Genomic DNA, 23,154 nt, shown 5'->3' on the forward strand with positions numbered 1-23,154 from the left:
AATCGACGATTTCTTGCTCGTGCTCTTTGAGATATGCTACTTGTTCTTTTTTTATTTCTTCTTTTGATTTCTGTACGACTTTCTTTGAAGATGAGGCCGTTATCTTCTGTTCGGGTCTTTTGGTCAGATTCATGATCTTTCCTCCAAGAAAAACCAGTCCTAGTATCGGTAACAGAATAATCAAAAATAATTCCAGTTGTCTCTTCATCTCTTCTTCTCCAATCCTTCCTTTCATGACTGGATGGGCCAGTCACTTTCCTTACTATTATAGCATCTTTCATTTGAATCTCAATCTAACTCACTAGTTAGAGACTTTTATAAGGCAATCATAAAAGAACTTGCGGTGTTCTGCTAGAATATAGATAATCCTTTTTTACAAATAACAACCTAAGTGATGCTAAAAATTCAAATGTTGCATTTTTGTAGAGTATCTAAATATATAATGAAACTTTCCGCTGTGAGAAAAGTGCTAGAAACACCATTGTTTCTAGCACTCGGGAGTTTTGGAACCTTAGGTCCAAAACTAATTGAACACGGGCAGCGGATTGTGTCAAAAAGATAAGTTTTCCTAGAATCAACAGATTCTGCGTCAAACTTTCTATTTTGACTTTATCCGCGAACACCCTTTGTATCTTTGATAAGTCATGGAACTTCCTGGATTGCTGAAATCATCCACAGGATAATTTCACCTAACGTCCGTACTCACTTAAGGAAAGTTTCTAAGAGGAGTTTATCTTCAATCAAAAAGGAACCCGAAGGTTCCTTTTTGTTATTTTCGATACATCTTGACCTGAAGGTAAAGATCGTTATAGACTCCAAGCAACTTCTTGCCTAATTGTTGATAGACTTCCAAATGGTCCAGTGTTTCATCGCTTGGATAGAAGGATTGGTCATCTTGGATTTCTTTTGGCAACATGGCTTTGGCTTTTTTATTTGGCGTTGAGTAGCCGACATAAAGAGCATTTTTCAAAGCATTTTTAGGACGAAGCATGAAGTTAATAAAGGCATATGCTGCTTCTTTATTTTTCACGGTTTTTGGAATGACAATGTTATCAAACCAAAGGTTGCTGGCTTCAGTTGGGACGACATAGCGAAGATCCTTATTGGCTTCGAGCATTTGGCTGGCTTCTCCTGAGAAGGTAACCCCAATAGCCGCATTGTTTTGGATCATATAGCCTTTCATCTCATCAGCAACCAAAGCTTTGATGTTTGGCGTCAAGGTGTAGAGTTTATCTACTGCCTCTTGCAATTTCTTTGGATCCTTTTCATTGAGGCTATAGCCCAAGGTATTGAGACCAATTCCCATGACCTCACGCGCACCATCGTACATCATGATGTCATTTCTGTACTCTTCACGCCAGAGATCTGACCAATGTTCAGGAGCATTTTTGACCATCTTGGTATTGTAGATAATCCCCAAGGTCCCCCAGAAGTAAGGGACTGAATATTGGTTGCCCGGATCAAACGATTGGTTCAAGAGTTTTGGATCGATATTTTCCATCCCTTTGATCTTGGATTGGTCCAACTTTTCAACCAGATGCTCATCCATCATCTTAGCAATCATGTATTCACTAGGAATCGCAATATCGTAAGTGGTTCCACCTTGCTTGATCTTAGTGTACATGGCTTCGTTGGAATCAAAGGTATCATATTGCACCTGAATCCCTGTTTCTTTGGTAAATTCCTTGAGCAATTCCGGATCGATATAATCTCCCCAGTTGTAGATGACCAGCTTGTCACTATTCTTTGTGTTCATGCTCGCTTCGATCTGGTGGCTAATTCCCCAGAGGACCAGAATGACAAGGACAATCCCAGTTAGGAATGAATAAAGTTTTTTCATGCTGCTTCCTCCTTTTCACGGGTAATAAAGTAATAACCGATGACCAAGAGCACACTAAAGAGAAAGACAAGGGCGGACAAGGCATTGATACTGAGGGAAATCCCTTGACGCGCACGTGAGTAGATCTCTACAGACAAGGTTGTAAAACCATTTCCGGTTACAAAGAAGGTCACGGCAAAGTCATCAAGAGAATAGGTAAAGGCCATAAAGTAGCCAGCAATAATGGCTGGTGTCAGATATGGCAACATGATCTCTTTGAGCATTTGCACTTGGGTAGCTCCCAAGTCATAGGCCGCATTGACCATATCCCGGTTCATTTCCTTGAGTCGTGGCAAGACCATCAAGACCACAATGGGAATCGAGAAGGCCACGTGGCTAGCCAGAACAGATAGGAAACCTAGCTGGTACTTCACCGTCGTAAAGAGAATCAAGAAGCTGGCCCCGATCATAACGTCTGGCGCTACCATGAGAATGTTGTTAATGGAGAGCAAAGGCCCTTCTAACTTTTTCTTGGATTGGTAGATATAAATGGCTCCAAAGGTTCCAATCAACGTCGCAATCAAGGCTGACAAGAAGGCCAAGAGGAAGGTCTCTGATAAGATCAGCATCAGGCGACTATCTGCGAACAACTCGTTGAAATGCTCAAGCGTAAAGCCTGTGAAGGCATTCATATCTCCCCCTTTATTGAAGGCATAAAAGATCAAATAAAAGATGGGAAGATAGAGGATCAGGAAGACGAAACCTAGATAGAAATGAGATACTTTTTTCATCGTTCTCTCCTTTCTCTCGTTGCCCACATGGTGAAGAGCATAGCAAGGATCAGAACAACTCCGATGGTAGAACCCATTCCCCAGTTTTGTGTTGTTAGGAAGTGCTGTTCAATCGCAGTCCCTAGGGTAATGACGCGGTTTCCACCGATCATCCGTGTCAACATGAAGAGACTCAGACTAGGAATAAAGACAGACTGCACACCTGAGCGGACTCCATTCATAGACAAAGGGAAGACCACATGACGGAAGGTATCCCAACGATTGGCTCCCAAATCATAGCTGGCATTGATCAAGTTTGGATCTAAGTCATCTAAGACATTAAAGATCGGCAAAATCATAAAAGGCAACTCGATGTAGCTGGCTACAAAGATAAAGGAGAAATCGGTAAAGAGGATCTGCTGGGGAGCGACTCCGAGAAAGCTTAAAAAGCTATTGATGGAGCCGTTTTGACCAAAGATACCGATAAAGGCATAGGCCTTGAGCAAGAGATTAACCCAAGTTGGCAAGACGATCAACATCAACCACAACTGCCGGTGTTTGAGCAGCGTCAAAAAGTAAGCAGTCGGGTAGGAGATCAAGAGCGTCACCAGGGTGACAATTCCGGCATAAAGGACCGAATTAAAGCTCATCTTTAAGTAGGTCAGATTTTGCGAAGTGAAGAACTCTTTGTAGTTTTCAAGTGAAAACTGCCCTTCAACGTTGAAAAACGATTGAAAGATGATCATGACTACAGGAGCCAAGACAAAGAGAAAAATCCACAAGAAGTAGGGGAGGATAAATAGATTAGAGGTTGTTTTCTTCATCTCTTTCCTCCTCAATGGCATTAATCAAACCAGCTTCTTGCTCTTCCACTTCAACGTACTCTTCGATCCGCGCATCGAATTCTTCTTCGGTTTCGTTGAGACGCATAACGTGGATATCTTCTGGTTCAAAGTCTAGCCCGATGACTTCTCCCACGATGGCCTTACGAGTGGAATGGATCATCCACTCATTTCCCAAATCATCATAGGCGATGATCTCATAATGCACACCACGGAAGAGCTGGGTGTCCACCTTCACTTGGAGCTTGCCTTCTTCAGGAAGGGTGATTTGCAAGTCTTCAGGACGAATGACGACTTCAACTGGTTCGTTTGGACGCATTCCCCCATCGACGGCTTCAAAGCGTTTGCCATTGAACTCAACCAAGTAGTCCTCGATCATGCGACCATCTAGAATGTTGGACTCCCCGATAAAGGTAGCTACAAAGTGGTTGATCGGTTCATCATAGATATCTACTGGTGTACCAGATTGGACGATCTCCCCTTCATTCATGACAAAGATCCAGTCACTCATGGCAAGGGCTTCTTCTTGGTCGTGGGTAACAAAGACAAAGGTAATCCCCAAGCGTTGTTGCAATTCCCGCAACTCATACTGCATGTCTGTCCGCAGCTTCAAGTCAAGTGCAGACAAGGGCTCATCTAAAAGGACCACTCGTGGTTCATTGATAATAGCCCGGGCAATCGCTACCCGCTGGCGTTGACCACCGGATAATTTTTGGATCGAGCGTTTTTCAAATCCCGCTAACTGGACCATTTTCAATACTTCTGAAACCCGACGTTCGATCTCAGCCTTGTCCACCTTTTTCAAACGAAGGGGAAAAGCCACATTTTCAAAGACCGTCATATGTGGAAACAGGGCATAGGATTGAAAGACGGTGTGGACATCCCGTTTGTTGGTAGGGACATCATTGATCCGTTCCCCATCAAGATAGACATCTCCAGTCGTCGCATCCAAAAGACCGGCAATGATATTAAGAATGGTCGATTTTCCTGATCCAGATGCACCGAGTAGGGTATAGAACTTCCCTTCTTCCAATTCAAAATTGATATCCTTTAGGACAACGGTACCGCTATCTTCAAAGACCTTTGAAACATTTTTAAACTCAATAATTGGTTTTTTCAATTCACATAAATTCCTTCTTTACTGCGATTAGCAAACTGCATTTCAAACGAAAATGCAGCGGCTGACAGGAAAACCTGTCAAACCACCAATACCTCTCGGGGACTTACTAGACTGCCCCACCTATTTACGGTATCGATAGGCACTCACCCCCTCTCCGACTGATGCTATCGATGGTTCAATATTAATTGTTCTTCAATACTTAAGCTCTTAGGCTTGGCCGATAATACGAACTTCTGGTTCTAAACGGACGCCTGAATGAGCTTCTACTGCCTCAATGACATGGGCGATCAAATCTTCGTAGTCCTTAGCTGTTCCATTATCGACATTGACCATAAAGCCGGCATGCTTTTCAGAAACTTCCACACCACCGATTCGATAGCCTTTTAGACCTGCTTCGCTGATCAATTGACCTGCAAAATGGCCAACAGGACGCTTAAAGACGGATCCACAAGAAGGGTATTCAAGGGGTTGTTTCAACTGACGAAGATGGGTCAACCGATCCATCTCCTGTTTGATTTGCTCGTGATTGCCAGGTGACAAAGCAAATTTGGCAGAGATGACGATAGAACCTGTCTCTTGAATCTTAGAATGGCGGTAGCCAAAAGCTAGTTCACTCGCTGACAGAGTTTCGATCTCCCCATCTTTGGTCAAGACCTTACAGGATACGAGAACATGAGCGATCTCTCCCCCATAGGCTCCCGCATTCATAAAGACAGCACCACCAACACTGCCTGGAATGCCACTAGCAAACTCAAGACCTTTCAAACTATGATACAAGGCTACATGAGTCGTTTCGATGAGTTTTGCCCCTGCTTCTGCTTCGACCACATAACCATCTACACTGATATCTCGCAAGCGATCAAACATAATAACAAAACCAGGAATGCCCCCATCTCGGACAATAATATTAGAAGAATTCCCCAGGACCATCCATGGAATTTGTTCTTGGTTTGCAAATTGGACGATGCGTTTTAATTCGTATTGGTTGCGAGGAAAGGCCAGAAATTCAGCATTTCCCCCAACCTTTGTATAAGTATAATGTTTTAATGGTTCTTGAAAACGGATATCAACCCCTTCAAGAATTTGATTCATTTCTTCAATCATCTTTCTGTCTGTTCTCTCTCTATATAAAATACAAACTATTATACCAAATTTTTGACTATTTTTCGACCCTAAAAAGCAAAAGAAGACCTATAATATTCAGGCCTTCCTTTTATCATTTATTATGCAATTTTACGTGCGATAGCACGATTCTTTTGTCCATCCAGAGCCGATTTGACCGAAATCCAAGCACCACCAAGAGTAAAGACAGCTAGCAAGCCTAGATTCAAGTAAAATTTATCAGGGACGTCCCCTGAGAATGTCGCCTCATTGAGAAGCGTCCAGGACATACCAAATGGTAAATCCAGTTCACTCATGAGCGCCAAAGTATAATCTAATTGGTTGACCAAAAAGACCGTCAAAACCATCAAGATAGATGAAACTACCACACCTTTTTTAGTCAGTTTTTTACCAAGGATCTCATAACCTTTGATGGTACAAAAACCAAGGGCAGCACCTGCTAAAACAGACACATAGCCAAGACGCGCTACTAAGAGGGCAACTGCTCCACCGATGATCACACCAATCACAGCACCTACAATCCCTAAAAGGAAGTTTTCTTCCCGCGCTTCATAAGCCTCAACTGTATCTTGCACTTCGGCTTGGTAAGCTCTAAAAGTTTCATCGTCGATTAAAAAGATCGCATCTCCAATTTGATACAGACCGATTGGTCCTTCCTCACCCGTTTCCGCATTCACTTGCACAAATTGGTGATTGAGTAAGAAATCAACAATATCTTGGATAGCTGTCCATAAGGTTTCGACAGCCTTCCCTTTGGTCATTCCGCCTTTGACAACGATCGAGGTCAAGTAACCATTAAAAGAAATCGCATTAATGGCTTTTGATTGTTCTTTTAGTTCATTCCAAAGAATCTCGCTATCTTCGATCAAGTCTCCTTCGGAACCTTGTTTCACGCTGAGTGAAATGGTAAATACATTCTTGGTTTGAGCGCCTTCAATGACTAACAAGAAGCCTTCACGCTCTCCATACATCACACGGGCTTCGCCATCAAATTGTAGACCAAGATCGGTAGCAATACTATATAAATATTCTGGTTTCATGTTTCCCCCTAAACTTTCGGGAAAGCTTGAGCTTTTCCCCATACAATTCCCATTCTACCATAGGAGAAGCAAAAAGGACATATATATTCGTATACATCCTTCTTTCATTTGTGTTACATTGAGGTTTATTTCTCAACACGAACACCAAATGTGTCGATTTTAAGTTGAAAAATCTGACCTTCTAGCCCGAGTTCTTCGAGAGCTGCGACAAAGGCTGCTGTATGTTCTGGCGCTAAGAGGTTCATGATTGTTGGGCCTGCTCCTGACAGATAGGTAGCGTAGGCCCCATGCGCATGTGCGACTTCTTTGACCTGAGGGAACTCTTTGACAAGAGATTGACGGTAGCGTTCGTGGAAATGATCTGACTCGATGGAGCGACCAGCCGTCAGCAAATCTCCCTTGAGGAGAGCTGCAATAGCGACATTGGCTACGCTACTAGCTGCAACAGCTTCCTTATAAGACCATTCTTTCGGTAGGACATTCCGACTATCACTGGTCTTCAATTGGTAGCTCGGCACAAAGGCCACAAGGTCACAGCTTGGGAAGTCAGCCGTGACATATTGGACATCTTCACCGATGTAGCTAGCGATGACCATATTTCCAAAAATAGCCGGAGCTACATTATCCGGATGACCTTCGATCTCGGTCGCGATGCGTAATTTCTCAGCGTCTGATAGCTGGAGGTTGGCTAATTGGTTGGCCAATTCAATCCCTGCGACAATGACCGAGCTAGAAGATCCAAGACCACGCGCCAAAGGCACTTGACTGGTCATCTTGATTCGATGGGGCTGCATATCAGTTGAGATAGAAAGAGCTGTTGAGAGCAAGAGGTTTTTCTCATCTGTCGGAATCCCTGCTCCTAGATCATGCTCAATAAACCAAGCATCAGCTGATTCAAGGACTTCAATAGTCAAATAGCGAGTCACGGCAATCCCAACAGAATCAAACCCTGGCCCTACATTGGCACTGGTTGCTGGAACAATAATTTTCATGCTTATTCTCCCAAGACTTTAAAGGTATTCAAGAGTTCGAAATTCGCCTCTGAATCCAATTTTTCAACCAAGTTCTTGAATTGTGTTTGGTTGACTTGGTGGGTAATGATGACGACACTTGCAAATTGACCATCTGAGTCTTCTTGGAGGATTTGCTTGAAGGAAGCTCCTTCTGCATTAAAGATTTCCGCAAGACGCAAGATTTGACCAGTCGCATCTGGTGCCTTGATTGAGAAATAATAGTTATTTTTCACGTCTTCTGGCTTAGCCAATTGAAGAGGGCGGCTGTATTCATTGAAGGCTTTACCGATCGTTCCTTCTTTTAGACGACGGACAATGCGCACAATATCAGCTACGACACTTGTCGCTGTTGGTTTTTGGCCAGCACCTGGTCCGTAGTACATAGACTCACCAATACCGATGGATTCCACATAGACCGCATTCATAACGTCGTTCACGCCAGCAAGTGGGTGTTGTTTTGGAAGGAAGGTTGGTGTCACTTCTGCTGCAATCCCTGACTCTGTTTCAACAATGGATCCGACAAGCTTGATGACATATCCAAGGCTTTGAGCGACTGAGACATCTTGAGGAGTGATCTGGCTGATCCCTTTGTGACCCACTTGATCAAATTGGATGTTCATCCCAAAGGCAAATTGGCTCAAGATCACCATCTTGTAGGCAGCATCGATCCCTTCGACGTCATTGGTTGGATCACTTTCAGCGTAACCTAAGCGTTGCGCTTCTGCTAAAGCATCTTCATAAGTCCAGCCTTCTTCGACCATTTTGGTCATCATGAAGTTAGATGTTCCATTGACCACACCAAGAACCTTAGTCACCTTGTCGGAAGCAAGGGAATTCACCAAGGTCCGAAGGATTGGGATCCCACCAGCTACGGCAGCTTCATAATAAAGGGCCACTTGGTGTTTTTGAGCAATCTCTAGCAACTCGCTTCCATGGACGGCAAGAAGGTCTTTGTTAGCAGAGACCACATGCTTACCCGCTTCAAGCGCACGGGTGATAAAGGTCTTAGCTGGCTCGATACGGCCCATCAATTCCACAACGATGGCAATGTCTTTGTCTTCAATGATTTCATCGACATTGGTCACAAAGTTGTAGTCGTGACCAGCAGCTTGTAATTTTTCCTTTTCCTCATCATCTCGAACCAAGACCTTAGCGATCTCGATTTCATCTTGAGCTGCCTGGGTGATTTTTTCATGGTTTTCTTTTAATAAAAATGGTACGCCACTAGCAACAGTACCAAATCCTAGTAAGGCAATCTTAACAGACATCCTATTGACTCCTTGAATTTTCTATAGTAGCTCCATTATAACAAAAACTTGAGCGTTTGACAGCCAATTGCCTTAAAAATTCTGAATTTTCATGACAGGATCTTCCTGTAGCAAGTTCTGGAAAAGAACATAGAATTTGTGGTACAATAAAGAAAATAATGAAAACGGTGACACTATGAGTAAACGAAGAGTACCTAAAAAAATCAAAGCCCTACTTGGAATCAATGCCCTCCTCCTAGTCTGTATCTTTATTTGTAGCTTTCTTCTGATCAAACGGATCACTCAGCCGAGTGACGGGAATACCAGTGGCACTGCCGTAACGCGTTCTCTCGAGGAAGGTAGCTCCTCTATCGAGTGGACCCGAGTGAAAAAGCCGGTCAAACTGCCCATCCTCATGTACCACTCCGTGCACAATATGGCTGAGTCCGAAGCTGCTAATGCCAATCTGATTGTCGATCCAGAAACCTTTGAAAGCCAACTAAAGGCCCTGAAAAAAGCGGGTTATTACACCCTGACACCTGAGGAAGCTTATCGGATCCTCGCAAAAAATGAAGTGCCAAAAGGAAAGAAATATGTCTGGTTGACCTTTGATGATGGCGTCGAGGATTTCTATACCATCGTCTATCCGCTTCTTAAGAAGTACAAGATGACCGCCACTAACAATATCATCACGGACTTTACCCAAAAGGAAAAAGAAAATGTCCTGACCTTTGACCAAATCAAAGAGATGAAAAGTGCTGGCTTGACCTTTGAAAGCCATACGGTCAATCATCCAGACCTAGCCAATTCCAGTCTTGAGACCCAAAAGAATGAGCTGGTCGCTTCTAAACGCCTGCTGGATAAGGTGCTGGATCAAAATACTAGCGTTATCGTCTACCCATCTGGTCGCTACAGCCAGGTCACGATCGACCAAGCCAAGAAAGCTGACTACAAACTTGGCCTCACCACTAAAAATGGACTAGCCAGCTCCGCTGATGGACTCTATTCCCTCAAACGAGTCCGGATCCTTCCAACCACTACAGGAGAGGACCTCCTAGCCATGATCCAAGAATAAAGAAAGCCCCCTGTCTGAAATCATCGTTTTCAGACAGGGGCTTTTTGTTAGAGTTCCTTATAAAAAATTTTTTAATCGTTGATTCATAAAATGTAATAGGATTCAAAAATTCTTAAAAGAGCTTCATTATTGATTCGCTATAGCCTTCGACTTTCTTTTATAAATGCTCAAAACAATTGCAAATGACAACAACTGCCAAAGAATAATTCTCACTATCTGCAAGCTATCTGATTCAGAATTTGAGACAACATGAACCAGATTTGAAGCAAGATTGTTGAAAAGATGATCTCCTAGTCCTAGCCACAAGGAACCTGTCATTTTGTAAAGTAAAGACCATTTGATACTCATCATTCCCGCTAGGATAACATAGCCAATCCCCATAACAATAAGATTTAAGAGTGACGATTCTTCTTGAAGATAATCTCTTAAGGGCATTGCCAAATGCCATATTCCAAATAGGAAGGCTATAAAGAATAGACTCTTGCGGTAAGAAATCCCTTCAAGAATTTTTGTGAAAAGGCCACGAAAAACTCCTTCTTCCATCCACACGTTTATCAGGTTAAATAAGACACTTAACAAGATAAATAAGATGCCTGCTTGTGTTCCTTTTTCATCAGTTAAAGAGAAACCACTCGCATAAAATGATAAGTGAACATTGCCATGAAGAAACAAGAGAACAATACACTCAACTGAATATGCAAAGATGGAGCATACTAAGCCAAAAAGCAGGCCATTTCCTATACCTCTTATAATTCCATTAGGTGTAAAACCAATATCTATCCATCTTAATTTGCTAATTGAAAGAATTCCCCACAATAAAAGTATTCCAAAAAGCTTATGTAGAAAATTCTCCGATAAAAAAGTTTCATCTGTCCTCATATAGAAGTATTCGAATAGCCTTGCTACTGAACAGATAACAAATATAATTGAACAACTTAAAATAGGGCTTTTCAATAGTCTATTTAGCATATCTTCCTTTCAAATGAGTCTTTTATAAAAATTAATTTCAATATTTTACTCAGTCCAGTTCCTTCTCTAGTTCTTTTAGAAAGGTGATTAAAAATTGATGGCGACTTTCTGCTATTTGCTTAGCAGTCTCCGTGTTCATTTCATCTTTTAAGAGGAGCAACTTGTCATGGAAATGTTGGACGGTATTAGTGAGGGACCTACCTTTGTGGCCACCATAGGAAAAAGTTCGCGCAATTCCTACAGCTCCTATCGCATCGAGGCGGTCTGCATCCTGGACAATCTTGCCTTCTAAGGTTTCTGGATGTTTATCGCGATTTTTGCTGAAAGAAACAGCATTGATAACCCGACAAATCTGGTCGATTTGGTCTTGAGGAATACCGATCTCTTCTAGAAACATGCGAGCATTCGCATTATTCTCTGTTTGAAACAATTTATCATCATCAGCATCGTGAAGAAGAGCTGACAAGCCCACTATCTCCAGATCACATGGACCTTCTGCTTGTGCGATTCTCATAGCATTGGTATAGACGCGGAGGGTATGCTCCACATCATGGCCATCCGCTCGATCAGCAAATAAGGTTTTAACATACTGCTTAGCAGCTTGGATTCGTTCTTCGATCATCGTTCTTGTCCTCTGTAGTTTCTTACTTCATTCGCTCTCATGATAGACTTTATCTGCCTTTTCCAAATCGTAATATCGATCAAATTCTTCTTTTATCTGAATGGTATGTTCTTGTCCATCTATTGACAACTCCGCCGGAATTGTGGCATCTCTATAGAGATTTACACCCTTCTTCATAAAGAGTTCATATACAGATATGGGCCTTGAATATCGATCGGCACTGTTCCTGGGATTTAAAATCATTACTTTTGTATCCTTTTGTTCAAGCAACTGATAAGCTTTCGAAGATTTTTTGAATTGCGTTTTTGATAAGTTTTTAGGATCAAAAAAGAAACTTACATCGTCTAAAAATATATCTTTCAAAAAACTGCTATCTGGATCTTGAAGACTCTTGAACTGTACTGAAGGTTTCCTCTTGTTATTTATCGCAAGTTGATCATGTTGTTCCAATTTATGGGTATCCAAATTAAGAAACATCTTCTTTCGAACAGAAGGATCCTTCAAACTTCTGATAGATAATTCAACTAGTTCGCTTCCATTGGATCTATATATGGGACCTAAGTCTGATGGAATATAGTTAGAATCAAAGTTCTCCACGAACTTATATAAATCAATTTCTTTCTCTTCTTTTAATTTCTTTCCTTCGATCTTATAAAGGTTCAACGTCCAATATTCATCCTTAGATGGTCGTTCCATATAATAATAGGGATAATCTTTTAATTTCATATTGGAACGCAGAATGTGATATTCTCCCGCACGAACCTGGTTGTAATTTCTATAACTTCTATACTTCTTTATTTTCTGATCTTCCTCAGGTGTCGTTGATTTCCAGTGAGCAATCAGACCAGCACCATCCGCAATCATCTCATAGTCATCAATTTTGGTTTTCCCACTGTACCAACCAAATTGACTATAATAGTTTCTATCATAGGAGTCATAACAAACCCAAGCAACTACTATGAGTGTGAGAGCAAGGAGAACCGAAAGCATGACTTTTCTCTTTCTTTTTTTCATCATTTAAACAGATCCTTTCTTGAAGTATAGTAGAACCAAAGCTATAATTTCTGAGCATGTTCTAACTCTCAATCAGAAACTATTACTTTCCTTTTTCATATTTAGAGAACATTGAACTCTCTGTACTGACGTATGACACGGACTCGTGTGAAACCATATCACTGATGGATAAGTCTCCATGGTCATCAATAAACCTATAAATTATTCCATCTTTTTCAAAACTTCTATCCTCACTATTATACAGAATAGTAGTCGTTGTATTTCCTTCTTTGAGAATAATATAATCCCCAGAAAACTCTACCCAGGTCGACTTATCTATAGAAGCTTTATTAGAAGATTTACTCTTAACCACTAGATAATACCGGCCATCTTTAATAGCATTCAATTCTTGTTCTTGTTTGATATAGAATATGATCATTGCTACAGGAATTAATAAAAGCAACTCCATTTTAAATTTTTGGGGAAGGAACGACCCTATTTTTTTGAGGACTGCTAGGATGATTAAAATTATCGCATACATTAGAAATGGCGGAATTAAAAGAAGAGCGATTTTCCAGCCTCTGAAAAAAGCAAGCCCTTTATTAGATGTGGCTGAATGGTCTTGTTTGACCGGCTCTTCTTCTACCAGCTTCATTCGCAATAGTTTCACAGTGACTTCTTCTTGACTTGCATCAAGTGAAACACTCTTTTCTCCTGAGCTGTTACTATCTTGATAGGCCTGAGCCATTCTGACCAGATACAGTCTCTCATCTTCTTTCGCAATGGTAGCAAATAGCTCCATTGCCTCATTTTTATTTCCTTTGAGGGACTCATTCACTGCCCTTAGGTACATGGATTCCAATTGAGAGAACTTGCTAGTTGTTACTTCCTTTAAGATGGCATCATTAGCTTCTTTTTTGACCAGAATATCGTAGCGGGCTCTGTAAGCCTTCTTGAGTGGTTCATCATCTGCTAAATAGTTAGCTAGTAACTCCTCAAAATCATCCTCCTTCAAATCCGGCCTAAAAAATAGGTTCGCATTCAATAGAGTTTCGTTTAATTTTACTTGTTCAGCATCTGTAAACTTCTGATTCTCCTTAAGTTCCTTTACAACTGCTTCAATAGATCCAAAGTCACCAATCCGATAATAATAGAAAAGTGTGGCAATCTGTACTCTCACCTTAATCGTTTTGATACTTTTTCTTTTTTGGATCAGAATATAGCTTGCCATCAGGTCAAGATTGAGATCCTCATAGATGAGACTATTCAACTTTTTGATTAAAAGCGTATCTTTAATGATAGCTAGAACCAGCTCAATCATTAGGTAAATCAAAAAACAAATAGTTGCAATATTTTTACTTTGGGTCACGTGCACAATATACAAAAACGGTAGAGCTAAAATGACCAATAAGACGATCACTGGAATATTGTAGCGTCTTCTTAACACTCTATAATCTTTCACTATAAATCTCCTTGCTTATTATTTTGTTGTCCATTGACATTTGTTGGCTCTGGCTTAGAAAAAGTCACTTAAAATCCAACCTAATTATTTAATTCTACAAGTTAACTCCTTCCATGATACCGAAATTTTGCGACTGGGGCAACTTCCTCACTAGTTGGAAATAGTTGCAAGAAAAAAACCACCTATCGGTGGTGTTTACTTCTTCTTTTGTGGAAAGAGGGGCAGCCCTAGGGTCGCGATCTTCTCAGCGGGGATCTTCATGCCATCCTTGATCCATTTGGATATGACAGAGACAATGGCTGAGCTCCAGAAGGAATTGAGGTAGCTGCCAGCGCCATTCGAGGAGCTGCCATTGCGTTTTTCTAAAAAGTCATAGACTGCCTTGGTCAAGAGTCGCTCAAAATTATAATCAATGGCCAAGCTAATGATTTTGGCTTCTTTCTTGACTTCCTTAAAGAGGTAGACCCAGACTTGGTAGAGGTCTGTCTTGAGGTTGTAGCCATCTAAAGACTTGGTAATCTTTGCGATACTAGATTGAAAGATGGACTCTAGAATCTCTTCTTTGGAGTCATAATTACGGTAAAAGGCTGCGCGAGAGACACCTGCACGCTGAACCAGCTCAGAGATGGTGATCTTTTTCAGATCTTTTTTCTCCAACAATTGCAGGAGAGAGATTTCGATGGATTCTCGTGTAATCGCATTGTTTTCTCGGTTAAATCGTTTGAGATTTTCCAAGGATTTCTCGGATATTTTTCTTTCTGCCATAACATTTACTTTCTATCTGTCTCACCTGATGATATCTGCTTGGATAGCATTGCTCTTCATGATATAATTGTAAAAGAAGACATACTACTTGTCAATGTACATTTTTATACAATTATGAGGTATGAACTGATGAAATGGAAAATTATTGCGGATTCAGGCTGTGACTACCGCTCTTTGGACAATCTGGCACCGGATACGGAGTTTGTCAGTGTCCCATTGACCATCCAAGTGGGTGATACCATCTACACAGATGACGCCCAACTCAATATCGATCAGATGATGGAGGAGATGTATGCGACCACGACAGCTTCTAAGTCTGCCTGTCCGAGTCCGGATGATTATATGAAGTCTTTTGAAGGGGCAGATAATATCGTCGTTGTCACCATCACAGGTACCCTTTCTGGTAGCTACAACAGCGCAGAGGTTGCCAAGAAGATTTATCTGGAAGAGCATCCAAATACCAATATCCACGTCATTAATAGCTTGTCAGCTGGGGGTGAGGTGGACCTGATCGTTCGCAAGCTCAATCAGTTGGTCGCTGAAGGCCTTGATTTTGATCAAGTGGTCGATGTGATCACGACCTACCAGTCTAAGACGAAGTTGCTCTTTGTTTTGGCCAAGGTTGATAATCTGGTCAAAAATGGGCGTCTCAGCAAATTGATCGGGACTGTTGTCGGGCTCCTCAATATCCGTATGGTCGGCGAAGCTAGTAAGACCGGTACCCTTGAGTTGCTTCAAAAAGCTCGTGGTCAAAAGAAAGCGATCAAGGCTGCTTTTGATGAACTGATCAAGGCGGGTTATGCTGGCGGTCATATCACCATCGCCCACCGCAACAATGAAAAGTTTATCGAGCAATTCTCTGCATTGGTTCGCGAAAAATTCGCCCATGCAATGATTGAAGTCCTTCCTACTTCTGGACTTTGTAGTTTCTACGCCGAAGAAGGCGGCCTCCTCATGGGCTATGAAGTTTAATCACCATCAAAAAGGCTCCTCAAGCTTCTTGTCTTGAGGAGTCTATTTTTATTCTCCGATCTCTTGGAAGAGAGTACGGATTTTTTTGCGGTAGATGGTATAGCTGATTCCAGCTCCAATCAGCAGTATGACACTATAAAGAATCACAGCCAGCAGGGTGCTGACGGAATGATAGGTCCAAATGAAGCTGACAATGATCAAGAGAAACATCACAAAGAGAAAGACAATCAAGAGAATAGACTGAAGAACTGCATTCCCACGATGACGGTTCATCAACTCCGTGATATTGGTCCAATTGGTGCTAAAGTTCTGAAAATCTTTGACATAGTCTCGAATGCAGATCGGAATGGTTGTTAACACCCAGATCAATAACATAGCTAGGATAGCCAAGGGATGGACGCCAAAATAGAGACAAACGCCAACTAGAAGAATGACTGGGAGGATGGATTGCACCAGATAGAGCAACCAAAACTTCATGAAGAGATAGCGTTTGAAATCAATAGGGAGCGATCTCAAGTACTCAAAGTTTTCGCGCTCTAGCGAAATACCGATACTGGTCAAGCCTCCAAAACTATTGAAAACACCGATCAAGATGGCAACAAGGGTCAGTGGCACCAGATACTGGGGCGTCAGGTAAGGACTGAGGCCTCCTATATTTTTCGATGCTCCTGCTGCTCCACTGAGGAGGAAAATATAAGGCAGAATGCTCATCATCAAGAGGACTTGCACCATAAGGGTTCCATCGCTCAAGAGTCTACGATGATACTGAATGACAAATCGTCTAAAGGAATCTTTCTGACCAACATGGAGCACTCTCACGCGCTCTTTAACGGTTTGGTTGGTCGCAACTGCAAGGGCCGCATCATAGAACTGCGGGATCACGATTTTGCGAACCAGGCCGATCAAGACCAGAAAGACCAGGATCCAGCCCAAGAGGCCTAGGATCGCTTCTCCATCAAAAGGATAGAGAATGAACTGATGAAAGGCCGTAAAAGGTGGAAATAGAATGGGAATATCAGCGCCACGCGTCACTTCTACCCGATGGGTTTGAACTAGATTGAGATAGAGATAAGCTCCTAGACTCAGAAGAGAACCAATTCCGACCATGATGTTAGAGACCAGGGTCGTGTGTTTTTTGAAAAACAAGGTCTTGGTGATCAAATGAGCTAGTAAGATCGTCGCTAAAAAGAGAACGCCTAAGAGAATTAAGGCACAAAAGAGTCCTAGTAGGATCCCTAACGGATTAAAGCCACCTGCTTGGACAGGCAGGATCAGAAAATAGCTGACCAAGGGAAGGATAGCCATGAGAAGGGTCAGGATGACCGAGATACTCTTTCCAGCAATGACTTCCGCATCTGAGAAGGCATAGGGCCGGTAAAATTGGAGGTCCTTGCTTTCATAAAAGACATTGTAAAAGCTCATAAATCCTTGGGAAATGGTCATCAAGGAAAAGAGGGCCACCATATTGACAAAGAAGGCTGGTTGATGGACAAAATCATAGATGCTAAAGAGCAAGCCAAATATGAGGAAATAGACCAGGCCTAAAAAGAGATAGTTGAGCACCGATTTACGGGCAACATTGAGTTTGACGTCCGGTTTTTTGGCCTGTTTGGCACGTAATTTTGCGATCTGAGCAGGCTGACTGGCATAGATGATATTAACATTGACCAGCTGCTGGATGATCTTAAGACGCATGATCGCCACCTTCTTCCTTCCGACCCGCTAGGCTGAGATAGATACTTTCCAGACTTTGTTCGGGGTGTTGACCTTTCAATTCCTCGATCGTCCCATAGAAAATGAGATTTCCTTTTTTGAGAATGGCGATTTTATCACAGAGTTGTTCGGCCACTTCTAAGACATGGGTAGAGAAAATAACCGTCTTGCCGCGATCCGCATGCTGGCGCATCATTTGTTTTAAATCGTAAGAAGCCTGTGGGTCCAAACCTGTCATCGGTTCGTCCAAGACCCAGATATCTGGATCTGACAAGAGGGCTGCAATAACAAAGACCTTCTGGCGCATCCCATGTGAAAAGGATTCAATCACTTCATAACGGTGGCTCTGAAAATCAAAGATCCTAAGAAGCTCTTCCAAGCGTTGGTCACAGTCTTTCTGACTCATATCATAAGAGGTCGCAACCAACTCCCAGAATTCATTGGCTGTGAGGCGCAAGAAAAGATCTGGAGAATCTGCCACATAACCGATCTTCTTTTTGATCGCAAGTCGATGGCTATAGAGGTCCTGACCATCCACTTCAATGGATCCAGTGGTTGGGGTGATGACACTGACCAGGCTCTTAATCGTCGTTGACTTTCCAGCTCCGTTGTGGCCAATCAAGCCGACAATTTGCCCGTCTTCGATGGTCAGATCCAAGTGGTTGAGGGCAATATGCCCATCGTAATCTTTGGTAACTCCGTGAAATGTAATCATATTAACTCCCTTATTGGTCCTCATTGGGGCCTTTTTTTCTTATTCTGTTGATAAGCGATCATCGAAATGGTAGAGCAAATCTAGCAGATAGTTTGGAATGGTCTCCAAGAAGTCTTCTTTGTAGACTCGCTCTCCTCGCTTATGCAATTCTTTACCCCAAGGGCCTAGATTGACCGCTGGAACCTGAATTTGGGCAATTTTTTCCAGATCCAGATCATAGATCTGAGCTGGTGTGGCTAGGCTATCTAGGACGACTTGATAAGAGGCCACATCCTTTTCCAAGGCACAATAACTGGTGTCGTTAATCCCCATAAAGTATTCTTCGACTTTTAAGAGGTAGCCCCTTTGGTCCAGATACTCGCGGTAATCAGTGATGAGGGACACGATATTGAGATCGGTATTGTCCAAAAAGCGGCAGTTCATGGAAGGATAATATGGGGGCGCAAAACCGATGACCACCATAGGATCCTTATCTCCGAGAAACTCAAGGAGTCGCTGGATTTGCTGAATCGCAAGGCTCTGGTAGCTGGTCCCATTACGAAAATCTTGCTCCGCTTTTTTATTAGAAGCTTCTCTAAAGTCTTGGTAACCATCTAAGGCTTGGCAACGTTCCTCTAGTTCTTGATAAGTGATGACTCTTGGCCTTGCAATAATATGGTCTTGGCCAGCTTGATCCTGCAAGTGCTCGTACTTCTTGTAAAAGGCGTCCAAAGCCTCCTGACTAAGCTCGTAGATTCGTTGCAAGAGCTCTTGGGGTGTTTTCTTCAAATGCAATACACTGAAATAACCAGCCGCATAGAGCACGGTCGATACATCGTACTGCTCCTTCAAATCTCTGAGATAGGACCAAGAAGGAAGGGGAGACGTTTCTCCCAGCGCCTGATCTACCAGATCGGGATGAAGATCCAGCTGGCTTGCAACGGCTACTAAGAGGGACAAGGCATTGATCCCTTTAAGGGGCTCCTTCATATGAGACAAGACACCTTGCGCCACAACGACTGGCATGAGTTTGCCGACTGTGCCAATGTGAAGGACCTTTTCTTTTCCTACTTCCGATTCAAAGGGCTCTGAATCCACTGCCAATGCATAATTCAGATCAAACTTTTCCTGCAAATCTGTGAGGAGTCCCAAGGCTCCACGCATTCCACGTGAATAGGATTCCTCGTCTCCAACAGAGAGATAGAGCAGATTGACCTGACCTTCTGTGGGGTCTGCTGCATAGGCTTCCAGAACCCCCAATTGAAGGGCTAGGGCTGCTTTCATATCGCAAGACCCTCTGCCAAATTTCCAATCACCAGAAGCTAAATCTTCCTGCATATCAGGTCGACTGTCCAGTCCTTTCAAGGCTTCTGCTACTTGATCAGAATCGAGCGCGATTTCTGCCAAGTTTCCATAGTCTTCTAGATCGACTGTATCATGGTGGTGGAAAAGGATAACTGTTTTTTTCTTTCCCTTATCAACCAGGGCCCAATTGACCGACCGATGCAAGTGATCCTGTGGCACCTGATAGCGCCCAAAGTGGTCCGGATGTTCCTTGAAATAGGGGATCTGGGCAATCCGTTGATCCAGGTAGGCTTCGATCCCTTGCTCAGTCTCAGTATTGGTGAAGCTCGGAATCGCCAAGGCTTCGGTAAAAATCGTTTCGATGCTCTCTCTATTGGTGGTTTTCACTTTCTCTCTATCCTTCTTTTCTACTATTCATCTTTGTGAGCTTTGCCAAGTGACAAAAGGCTAGTGAGCATGAGTCCTAGGAAGCCAAAGAGAGTCCATGGGCTTGTTGCTTGACCTGTTTTTGGAAGGCTTGGTTGGCTTGTCACTTCTATCTTATCTTTATCAACTCTTTGAGCCAATTCTTGTGCAGTTTCTACTTTTTGTTCCTTACGGAAATCCATCGGATCTCGACCGTGGCTTGGTTTTTGAGGAATTTCAGAAGTAGCTGGATTGGTTGGAGTCATTGGATTACTTGGAACAATTGGTTTTTCTGCTTGATCTACTGGACTTGGGTCTTGTTCCGGATCTACTTTTGGTTGAATGGTTGCAATTGGCAAGATCCGATCTGCCAATGACGCATACTCTGTATCTTTTTCACTTGGTTGATAACGGAACAAGAGAGACCGACTGTCTTCTACGATTGGAATCGTTGCAGAAATAGAATCTGTCTTGAAGGACACTTCATAAGGATCTGCAAAATAGATGTAATCTGGATCATAGGTGTGCAAACTCAAAACCAGTCGGTGGCCTTTTTTTACTGTATAGAGATTTGGTTGCAGATACATGGTGTAATCATGATATTCATTTTCTTTCAGATCAATAGAATGACTAGAACTTGCTGAGTCATAGCGAGATGCTGGATTGGCCAGATTCATCCAACCACGCGCAATCACCACACTCTTAACCTTGTGGGTCTTGTAACGTTTGAGAGGCAAGGTTTCAAGGTTGCTACCATTCCAGTAGCCTGTCTCATCGATCGTTTCTTTGTCCAATGTGCGTGTGCTATAACCGTCTTTGTCATAGGTGATTTCTTCTTTGACCACATCAAAGTCTTCGTCTGAGACATCCATCAAGGTCGCACTGACATGGGCATGATTTTTGTCTCCCTTGACAAAAGCAGCGCTAAAATGCACAGGAATATGGCCTTTGATGGTGACATCTTGGTCGACAGGTGCTGCATAGGAAGCCGCTACTTCTGAGGAATGGAAGGCTGCATCTTGGTTACGTGTAGTCCAGTTGTTTCCCGTACCATAGTAATCACCAGTTACTGTCACATCCTCCCGTTTTGAGTAGATTCGAGCAGAGATGGCATTATTGGTATCCCATTTATCAAAACGACGCCATTTACTTGGATCTAGATTGTCCTGAGCTGTTACTTGTGGAAGGTTTTCAATCCCATTTTCAATACCGTAGAGGTAATGGCTATACCAGAGATTCATCAGGTCATTAAAGGCTTGGCCTGCGACTTCTGTCCCTGACCAACGAGTAGATGGATAGATGTGATTGCCCTGGTGGAGCAAGACCTTGGGATCAATCCCCGCCTTCTTATAGGCTTCCAGCATGAGTTCAAAATGTTTTGGTTTGACATTGTCATCATTGAGCCCTTGGATAATGAGAGGGGCCGCCTTTAAGTTGCTTGCATTTAAGGTGTAGTCGCGTTTGGCATATTCTTCATTATAATTATGACCATCCTTGTGTTGGAGCTCATTGAGCTTGGTGATATAGGCTGCATAGTAATCCTTGATCTTGTCCCAATCTTCCTTATCAAGGATTCGGCCTGAGGTATAGACAGACAGCCAAGATAGGTCATTGGAAGCTCCGGTATCAAGAGGAGATCCTTGGCTGTTGAAATGGTCATACCAACTAGCAATCCCTGCAGCTGGCACAATGGTCTTGAGCCCTTCAACACCAGTAGAAGCTACGCCAAATGTTGTCGTACCTGCCCAAGACAAACCAGTCATGGCGACGTTTCCGTTGGACCAGTCTGCCTTGACTTCATGGTTGCTAGTCTTATCAGAGTAGGCTTTGCGTTTGCCATTGAGCCATTCAACGATATTTTTATAAGCAGCGACTTCAAGGTCAGAGCCAGTCGTATTGATCCCGTCTGATCCTTTTGAGCCCAAACCACTGCTGGTCACCACTGCATAACCACGAACTAAGAAATAATTGTACCAGTTAAGATTTTCATAATCATAATGCGTATAATCTTCAGAGCTTTCACGCGGATTGACATAGTACCAATCCTTTGGATCGGTCGCTTTGGCTACTTCTTCTGTCGTAACAGTCTTGGTTGCTTGGCGTTTGGCAGGTTTTTCATAGAGCTTGGCCATATCGAAGTTACCACCTTCTTTGAGACCAATTCCCTCTAAGGTACGCTCTTCTGTTGTTCCTGTTACATATGGGCTGGCTTCAAAGATGCTGGCTGCCTTATAGTCCCCATTGACAGCAGCTTTTGGCACCTGCACGAAGGTCTTGACCAAGTCAGGCTTGCCGTCTCCATCCGTATCATAATCGGTTTCCACATAGACAATATAGCGGACGATGTCACTCTTATCATAGGAGTAATGCTCCGGATCGTCTCCTGGCGTAAATGGGAAAATAGGTTGTGCTTTGCCATTCAAAAAGAGAGGTGTCTTCTTGTCAGCTCGGTAAGCTGCTCTGAGCTGTTTGGCTACATCAACCATCGAAGTGAGATTAGTAACTGGAGCAGAACCCTCCACTCCTTCCTTAACCATTCCAAGGCTCTTGGCAAAAGCTAATCGGTCTTTATCAGTAGATCCGACTTGATTTTCCTTGGTTGAAGCCCAGTTCAATAGTTGATTGACTGCCTCCGTCACAGTGACTTCTTTTTCACGATCCTGGTCGGTTACAGTTGCACCAGTAATTTCAGCCAAGTCTCCTTGGGTTACTTTTGGAATCGCGCGCTCCTCTTGACTACGAACAGAAGGCGTCGCAGGCACAGGGCTTGGCTGATTGGCTAGAGTGGGCTCAACAGTTGGGGCGCTCACTACCGCTGGACTTGACGCAGGTTCTTCATGTAGCTCAGTCGTCGGAGTAGTTGTCGGAGCGGTTGATTGGTTAGTTTCTGAAACCTCTTCCACTTTTGCAGGCTGTACGGTTTCTATAGTGTCTCCTTGTGTTGAGGTCACTGTTTCAGTAACTTCAGAACTTGCCGTAGAAGGAGTCACCGTCTCCTCAGTAGTTGTGCTGCTTACTTGGTCTGCTTGCACATGCTGGGCGAGTACAGCAGGACTAATCAGTAAACCTGCAACGAGTAGAGAAACAAGAGTTGTTTTTTTCATAAAATGGTCTCCTTTCACCATTTTCAAAGTCAGTCCTAGCGGGACCCGACTCTATTTTTTTATAATCTCACTTCATTTCTTTCATGTATGCGATTTCTTTTT

At 42.9% G+C, this 23,154-nt stretch carries 19 protein-coding genes and 1 pseudogene; 2 read left to right on the top strand and 18 right to left on the bottom strand.

Going from position 1 to position 23,154, the window contains the following annotated elements; genetic code table 11:
- The 9 genes and pseudogenes from HMPREF2893_RS08185 to HMPREF2893_RS08225 all read right to left on the bottom strand — a co-directional run.
- Positions 1-235, bottom strand: a pseudogene (locus HMPREF2893_RS08185) (hypothetical protein); the annotation flags it as partial.
- A gap of 534 nt (positions 236-769) precedes the next feature.
- Positions 770-1,840 (bottom strand): ABC transporter substrate-binding protein, encoded by a 1,071-nt coding sequence (locus HMPREF2893_RS08190; RefSeq protein ID WP_003016505.1) that lies wholly within the window; start codon positions 1,838-1,840, stop codon positions 770-772.
- Positions 1,837-2,610 (bottom strand): ABC transporter permease, encoded by a 774-nt coding sequence (locus HMPREF2893_RS08195; RefSeq protein ID WP_070675676.1) that lies wholly within the window; start codon positions 2,608-2,610, stop codon positions 1,837-1,839. Before HMPREF2893_RS08195 ends, HMPREF2893_RS08190 begins: the two co-directional genes overlap by 4 nt.
- Positions 2,607-3,413 (bottom strand): ABC transporter permease, encoded by an 807-nt coding sequence (locus HMPREF2893_RS08200; protein WP_003011144.1) that lies wholly within the window; start codon positions 3,411-3,413, stop codon positions 2,607-2,609. Before HMPREF2893_RS08200 ends, HMPREF2893_RS08195 begins: the two co-directional genes overlap by 4 nt.
- Positions 3,394-4,551, bottom strand: a complete 1,158-nt coding sequence (locus HMPREF2893_RS08205) for an ABC transporter ATP-binding protein (RefSeq protein WP_003002881.1) — start codon at positions 4,549-4,551, stop codon at positions 3,394-3,396. Before HMPREF2893_RS08205 ends, HMPREF2893_RS08200 begins: the two co-directional genes overlap by 20 nt.
- Positions 4,552-4,758: 207 nt before the next feature.
- Positions 4,759-5,655 (bottom strand): UDP-N-acetylmuramate dehydrogenase, encoded by an 897-nt coding sequence (gene murB / locus HMPREF2893_RS08210; protein ID WP_070675678.1) that lies wholly within the window; start codon positions 5,653-5,655, stop codon positions 4,759-4,761.
- A gap of 119 nt (positions 5,656-5,774) precedes the next feature.
- On the bottom strand, positions 5,775-6,755 hold the full coding sequence (locus tag HMPREF2893_RS08215) for a hypothetical protein (RefSeq protein WP_070675680.1): 981 nt from the start codon (positions 6,753-6,755) through the stop codon (positions 5,775-5,777).
- 83 nt (positions 6,756-6,838) lie between these two features.
- Entirely contained in the window at positions 6,839-7,705 is an 867-nt protein-coding gene (gene thrB, locus HMPREF2893_RS08220; RefSeq protein WP_070675682.1) for a homoserine kinase, read from the bottom strand.
- 2 nt (positions 7,706-7,707) lie between these two features.
- Positions 7,708-8,994: a homoserine dehydrogenase gene (locus HMPREF2893_RS08225; RefSeq protein ID WP_061455121.1), complete on the bottom strand. Its 1,287-nt coding sequence runs from the start codon at positions 8,992-8,994 to the stop codon at positions 7,708-7,710.
- A gap of 175 nt (positions 8,995-9,169) precedes the next feature.
- On the opposite strand from HMPREF2893_RS08225, the gene HMPREF2893_RS08230 reads away from it, so the two are divergent.
- Positions 9,170-10,048, top strand: a complete 879-nt coding sequence (locus HMPREF2893_RS08230; RefSeq protein WP_070587266.1) for a polysaccharide deacetylase family protein — start codon at positions 9,170-9,172, stop codon at positions 10,046-10,048.
- Between the two features lie 126 nt (positions 10,049-10,174).
- On the opposite strand, the gene HMPREF2893_RS08235 is transcribed toward HMPREF2893_RS08230, so the two are convergent.
- The 5 genes from HMPREF2893_RS08235 to HMPREF2893_RS08255 form a co-directional block, all read right to left on the bottom strand.
- Positions 10,175-11,017 (bottom strand): CPBP family intramembrane glutamic endopeptidase, encoded by an 843-nt coding sequence (locus HMPREF2893_RS08235; protein WP_070675684.1) that lies wholly within the window; start codon positions 11,015-11,017, stop codon positions 10,175-10,177.
- Positions 11,018-11,066: 49 nt separating this feature from the next.
- Complete coding sequence (locus HMPREF2893_RS08240) at positions 11,067-11,639, bottom strand: HD domain-containing protein (protein WP_070675686.1); 573 nt, start codon at positions 11,637-11,639, stop codon at positions 11,067-11,069.
- Positions 11,640-11,666: 27 nt separating this feature from the next.
- The gene (locus tag HMPREF2893_RS08245; protein ID WP_261674183.1) at positions 11,667-12,656 is read right to left on the bottom strand and encodes a hypothetical protein; all 990 of its coding nucleotides are present in this window, start codon (positions 12,654-12,656) and stop codon (positions 11,667-11,669) included.
- A 79-nt stretch (positions 12,657-12,735) separates the two neighbouring features.
- Positions 12,736-14,094, bottom strand: a complete 1,359-nt coding sequence (locus tag HMPREF2893_RS08250; protein ID WP_261674184.1) for a hypothetical protein — start codon at positions 14,092-14,094, stop codon at positions 12,736-12,738.
- Positions 14,095-14,289: 195 nt separating this feature from the next.
- Complete coding sequence (locus HMPREF2893_RS08255; protein WP_003010925.1) at positions 14,290-14,859, bottom strand: TetR/AcrR family transcriptional regulator; 570 nt, start codon at positions 14,857-14,859, stop codon at positions 14,290-14,292.
- Between the two features lie 129 nt (positions 14,860-14,988).
- Here HMPREF2893_RS08255 and HMPREF2893_RS08260 point away from each other — a divergent pair, with 129 nt between their 5' ends.
- Positions 14,989-15,831, top strand: a complete 843-nt coding sequence (locus HMPREF2893_RS08260; protein WP_070675690.1) for a DegV family protein — start codon at positions 14,989-14,991, stop codon at positions 15,829-15,831.
- Between the two features lie 48 nt (positions 15,832-15,879).
- Here the strand turns inward: HMPREF2893_RS08260 and HMPREF2893_RS08265 are convergent, their stop codons facing one another.
- Genes HMPREF2893_RS08265 through HMPREF2893_RS08280 form a run of 4 tightly spaced genes read right to left on the bottom strand, consistent with a single transcriptional unit; the run spans position 15,880 to position 23,052 of the window.
- Entirely contained in the window at positions 15,880-17,526 is a 1,647-nt protein-coding gene (locus HMPREF2893_RS08265) for a hypothetical protein (protein WP_070675692.1), read from the bottom strand.
- Positions 17,516-18,259 carry an ABC transporter ATP-binding protein gene (locus HMPREF2893_RS08270; protein WP_003010968.1) on the bottom strand — a complete coding sequence of 248 codons (744 nt, stop codon included), beginning with the start codon at positions 18,257-18,259 and terminating at the stop codon, positions 17,516-17,518. Before HMPREF2893_RS08270 ends, HMPREF2893_RS08265 begins: the two co-directional genes overlap by 11 nt.
- Positions 18,260-18,298: 39 nt before the next feature.
- Positions 18,299-19,930: a M20/M25/M40 family metallo-hydrolase gene (locus HMPREF2893_RS08275; RefSeq protein WP_070675694.1), complete on the bottom strand. Its 1,632-nt coding sequence runs from the start codon at positions 19,928-19,930 to the stop codon at positions 18,299-18,301.
- A gap of 23 nt (positions 19,931-19,953) precedes the next feature.
- On the bottom strand, positions 19,954-23,052 hold the full coding sequence (locus HMPREF2893_RS08280; RefSeq protein WP_070675696.1) for a CocE/NonD family hydrolase: 3,099 nt from the start codon (positions 23,050-23,052) through the stop codon (positions 19,954-19,956).
- Positions 23,053-23,154: the final 102 nt, after the last annotated feature.

This window comes from Streptococcus sp. HMSC072C09 (assembly GCF_001813105.1).
In the GTDB taxonomy this organism is placed as follows: domain Bacteria; phylum Bacillota; class Bacilli; order Lactobacillales; family Streptococcaceae; genus Streptococcus.